This is a genomic window from Caballeronia arationis (genome assembly GCF_001544975.2).
In the GTDB taxonomy this organism is placed as follows: Bacteria; Pseudomonadota; Gammaproteobacteria; order Burkholderiales; family Burkholderiaceae; genus Caballeronia; species Caballeronia arationis.
In genome coordinates this window covers 1-1,183 of sequence record NZ_FCOG02000470.1, presented here as the reverse complement: position 1 = coordinate 1,183, position 1,183 = coordinate 1, and the positions used below count along the sequence as shown (strand labels likewise).

The following is a 1,183-nucleotide window of genomic DNA, read 5'->3' as shown; positions in this document are numbered from 1 at the left end:
AACAACTTCTTTTGCATCATCAAGCCATTCATGGCGTCGTTCCGTTCGTAATGTCTGTGATCGGGGAGCGGGCAGATGGCCGTACCCCTCTGTCCGGTTCCGCTTCAAAGACGCGAACCGAGACTCCGTGTTTCCCCTCTCCTGGGTTTTTGCGATCAGACAACGGCTCTGACGGCGGGAGAGATCGCGATGCGACATGGGTTGTGTGGTCCGTGCACGCAGCCATCTTCTCGCCGCATATGACCTGCGATGACCCGGCGTGGTGCTGGAGTGCAGATATGACCGGACCGTCTAGTGCGTCTTGCGGGCGACGCACTGAGTGTCGCGAGGACCCCGGGGGATATCGGGAGTCCACTTGGATTGAAGATCAGTTGAATGCCGTGAGATCTTTCGGCTTAATGTCATGCTGCTCGCAATAGGCAAGATAGCGGTTCAGCGAGGTCTTCCAGTTTTCGAACGCGACGATGTTGTCGTTCCCGTCGAGGAACAGGAGATCGCCGTTCACCTGAACCAGCGTGAGCACATCTCCGTTTTTGCCTGCCTCGACGACTTCAAACGTGTGGGTCGAGGCAGCGGTCTCGTAGACGATGCTGCTCGGCCCGGCGATCCAGTCGTGCTCCTTGTATTTCCACTTGCCTTCGATCGTGTAGACCAAGACCGTGCCGGTGTGGTGGTGCTTGGGCAGTTGCACGCCGGGCGGTGCCTTCATCATTACGATCCATTCACCCCGGATCGGGTCAAGCTTGAAGTATTTCACCAGGATCTGTTCTGAATAGGGCGTCAACGGTACCCACGGCAGGGATTCGCCATCGATGACTGCGGTGTCGATTTGTTCGTAAAGCATATTTGTCTCCATTGGTGTGGATGTGGTGGAAAATCGGGAATGTGCCAGGGCTGGCCCGCCCATCGGAGACAGGCGGGCAACCATGCAATTGCTGAGGGAGCCGTCTGCTCAGACCAGCGCGGTGCCCGTGAGGGTGGCGCGCAGCATCTTTCTTGGCGCATTGCCGTAGTCAGCCACCGCGTAGTGCTGAACCGACAGGTTGTCCCACATGGCAACCGTGTTGGTTCTCCACTTCAGACGTACCTGGTATTCCGGAATCGCTGCCTGAGAGGTCAGATAGTTCATCAACTGATGCGCCTCCGGCATGAAGTCCTGGCCGTATCGGATGTCCTCGAAGTT

The 1,183-nt window shown here is 57.3% G+C and carries 2 protein-coding genes; both read right to left on the bottom strand.

Going from position 1 to position 1,183, the window contains the following annotated elements:
* Positions 1 to 367: 367 nt before the first annotated feature.
* A complete protein-coding gene (locus AWB81_RS43245) occupies positions 368 to 844 on the bottom strand; it encodes a 2,4'-dihydroxyacetophenone dioxygenase family protein (protein WP_062644730.1) in 477 nt (158 codons plus the stop codon).
* A 108-nt stretch (positions 845 to 952) separates the two neighbouring features.
* On the bottom strand, positions 953 to 1,183 hold a 231-nt coding region (locus tag AWB81_RS43240), incomplete at its 5' end, for a TauD/TfdA dioxygenase family protein (RefSeq protein WP_200822651.1).

Bases quoted from the DNA above. Each gene is read 5' to 3' on its own strand.
- AWB81_RS43245 (WP_062644730.1), bottom strand. From the start codon at position 844: ATGCTTTACGAACAAATCGACACCGCAGTCATCGATGGCGAATCCCTG.